The 2,765-nt window shown below is 61.7% G+C and carries 4 protein-coding genes; 1 reads left to right on the top strand and 3 read right to left on the bottom strand.

All coding sequences use genetic code 11. The annotated features are described in order from the left end of the window. Positions 1 to 300 precede the first annotated feature (300 nt). Positions 301 to 561 carry a DUF1344 domain-containing protein gene (locus tag EOB59_RS16970; RefSeq protein WP_027035965.1) on the top strand — a complete coding sequence of 87 codons (261 nt, stop codon included), beginning with the start codon at positions 301 to 303 and terminating at the stop codon, positions 559 to 561. A 167-nt stretch (positions 562 to 728) separates the two neighbouring features. Here the strand turns inward: EOB59_RS16970 and EOB59_RS16965 are convergent, their stop codons facing one another. The 3 genes from EOB59_RS16965 to EOB59_RS16955 all read right to left on the bottom strand — a co-directional run. Further along, positions 729 to 1,316 carry a histidine phosphatase family protein gene (locus EOB59_RS16965; protein ID WP_127397647.1) on the bottom strand — a complete coding sequence of 196 codons (588 nt, stop codon included), beginning with the start codon at positions 1,314 to 1,316 and terminating at the stop codon, positions 729 to 731. Positions 1,317 to 1,362: 46 nt separating this feature from the next. Then, on the bottom strand, positions 1,363 to 2,181 hold the full coding sequence (fabI, locus tag EOB59_RS16960) for an enoyl-ACP reductase FabI (RefSeq protein WP_128288839.1): 819 nt from the start codon (positions 2,179 to 2,181) through the stop codon (positions 1,363 to 1,365). Positions 2,182 to 2,287: 106 nt separating this feature from the next. Further along, a partial coding sequence (locus EOB59_RS16955) for a DnaJ C-terminal domain-containing protein (RefSeq protein ID WP_281061725.1) occupies positions 2,288 to 2,765 on the bottom strand: 478 nt, incomplete at its 5' end.

The following is a 2,765-nucleotide window of genomic DNA, read 5'->3' as shown; positions in this document are numbered from 1 at the left end:
CCGAACGTGTTGTGAGACATGAAATGACCCTGCCCGGCAGCGGAGCCGGCTTGGCGCATGACCCCGAAAATCGGAGCGATTTTCGGAAAGGATCATGCGCAAAATCAACAATGCTACAGCGTCCTTTGCGCGTCCAAGAGGACGCGCGGCGCTGTAGGTTGCCTTCTATTGGCGTTTTTCACAGGGGTCAAACTGTGATCTGGCGGATTTAGTTTTGACACATTCGGTTGGTTTCTGCTCTGCTCCATCCGCCGTTGAACGCCCGCCGCCATGCCGGCGCAATGATAAAGAGGAACGATCATGCGTACCCTGATTGGCGCCATTGCCGCCACGCTGCTGCTTTCCACCGCCGCTTTCGCCGGCCAGACCGAAGGCCTGATCAAGAAGATCGACAAGGATACGGCGACGCTGACGCTGGATGACGGCAAGTCCTACAAGCTGAACGCCGAGACCGATCTCGACGCGCTGAAGCCGGGCATGGACATCGTCATCGCCTACGATGTGACCAATGGCGAAAACATCGTCACCGACATGGAACTGCCGGACAGCTCTGCCAACTAGAGCTTCCAACCTCAATTGAATGCTGTGTTTGCGGTTCAGCTTTCGCCGAGCCGCCTGCCAATGGCCTAAAGCGTGTCGCGTCTGAACGGATTCAGGCGACCCGCTTTAGGTCTTTGTTTTATGCATGTCGTTCTCCCAAAACCGGGGCCACTTTTGGGCGACATGCATTAAAGCCACTCCAGACTCTTGCCTTCGAGCTTGAGCAGGCGATCCTGCGGTATTTCCAGGTTCGCGGCCTCGTCCTCGGCCAGCCCCAGAACGAAGCGAAACAAGGTGCGCATGACGCCGCCATGGGTCACGCATATCGTCTGGCGTTCGATCGCGTCGAAGCATGGCCTCACCCGTTCGAGCAGCATCTGATAGCTCTCCGCACCTTCGCCGGGCGGCTGAAAGTTCCATTTGTCCAGAGCGCGCGTCCTGCTTGCTCCGGGATATCCTGTCTCGAGCTCGGGAAAGGTAAATCCCTGCCAATCGCCGAAATTGACTTCGACGAGGCGCGGATCGGTTCGATAGGCATCCGGATCGAGCTTCATCGCGGCGCGAACACGCTGCATCGTTTCGCGCGTCCGTTTCATCGGACTGGCGAGGAAATCGAATTCCCAGGGATTTGGGACCAACGCGGCTAGCCGAAGCCCGTTGCCGGTCGCCTGTTCGCGGCCAAGAGCGTTGAGATCGGTATCGGCCTGCCCCTGAAGTCGCATTTCGGCGTTCCACGCGGTCTGGCCGTGGCGCGCGATATAAACCAGCGGGTACATCAGGTCTTCCGGTGCGGGATCGGGACGGACGACGGTTGGCCGGGCGTTAGTCCTTGACCGTCGAAATATCAGGCGCGTCGACCGCCTTCATGCCGACGACGTGGTAGCCCGAATCGACGTGGTGCACTTCACCGGTGACGCCGCGCGACAGGTCGGACAGGAAATAGACGCCGGAATCGCCGACTTCCTCCTGCGTGACCGTCTGCTTCAGCGGCGAATTGTACTCGTTCCACTTCAGGATGTAGCGGAAATCGCCGATGCCGGAGGCGGCCAACGTCTTGATCGGGCCGGCCGAGATGGCGTTGACGCGGATCTTCTTGGCGCCGAGGTCGACCGCCAGGTAGCGCACGCTGGCCTCGAGCGCCGCCTTGGCGACACCCATGACGTTGTAGTGCGGCATGACCTTTTCGGCGCCGTAGTAGGTCAGCGTCAGCAACGAGCCGCCATTGGTCATCAGCGCCTCGGCGCGCTTGGCTATGGTGGTGAAGGAATAGACCGAAATGTCCATGGTGCGCAGGAAATTGTCGCGCGTCGTCTCGACATAGCGGCCGGTCAGTTCATCCTTGTCGGAGAAGGCGATGGCGTGGACGAGGAAATCAAGCTTGCCCCAGTGCCTGGCGACATTGGCGAAAACCTCGTCCAGGCTCGCCGGATCGGTGACGTCGCAATGGCCGGCGACAAAGGCGCCCAGTTCCGCCGCCAGCGGCTCGACGCGCTTCTTGAACGCCTCGCCCTGATAGGTCAGCGCGATCTCGGCGCCATGGTCGACGCACGACTTGGCGATGCCATAGGCGATCGACCTATTGTTGGCGACGCCAAGAATGAGGCCGCGCTTGCCGGCCATTAGGCCCTGTCCACCCGCCATGTGAGCGCTCTCCGCAAGATTTCAGCTTTGTGGGTTGCCCTATCGCACAGGCACAGAGCCCCTTCAAGCGTCCAAACCGGACAGTTCGGGGGACAAAAGCCGCCGATCAGCCTTTTTGGCCGCGCAACAGCTCTTCGAGCGCGCTGTCGCCGCCTTCCGGCAGCATGATACGCACATGAGCGTAGAGATCGCCGTGGCCGCCGGCCTTTTCCGGCAGGCCTCTGCCCTTCAGCCGCAGGACCTTGTCGGAGCTCGACCAGGCAGGAATGTTGACCGCAAGCCTGCCGGTCGGCGTCTCGACCGGCACCTTGGCGCCGAGCACCGCATCCGCCAGCACCACCGGCAGATCGGCGTGCAGGTCGCGGCCCTCGATGCGGTAGCGTGGATGTCGGCGCAGATGGATCTTGACCAGCGCGTCGCCTGGCTGGCCCGGCCCCTGCTCGCCTTGGCCCTTGAGGCGGATGGTCTGGCCGTCCTCGACATAGGCCGGCAGCTTGACCGCCACCTTGCGGCCGTCGGGGAACATCGCCGTCACCTTTTCGGCGGTCGCCGCTTCCTCGATGGTGATGTCGAGCGTCACGGTC

Origin of the sequence: Mesorhizobium sp. M7A.F.Ca.MR.176.00.0.0 (assembly GCF_004023165.1) — a bacterium.
Classification (GTDB): Bacteria; Pseudomonadota; Alphaproteobacteria; order Rhizobiales; family Rhizobiaceae; genus Mesorhizobium.
The sequence above is the reverse complement of the archived record's forward strand: the minus strand, read 5'-3'. Positions and strand labels throughout refer to the sequence as shown.

What these genes read in the sequence shown, in the direction of transcription:
- EOB59_RS16970 (WP_027035965.1), top strand. Translation starts at nt 301, where the DNA reads ATGCGTACCCTGATTGGCGCCATTGCCGCCACGCTGCTGCTTTCCACC.
- EOB59_RS16965 (WP_127397647.1), bottom strand. Translation starts at nt 1,316, where the DNA reads ATGTACCCGCTGGTTTATATCGCGCGCCACGGCCAGACCGCGTGGAAC.
- fabI (WP_128288839.1), bottom strand. Translation starts at nt 2,181, where the DNA reads ATGGCGGGTGGACAGGGCCTAATGGCCGGCAAGCGCGGCCTCATTCTT.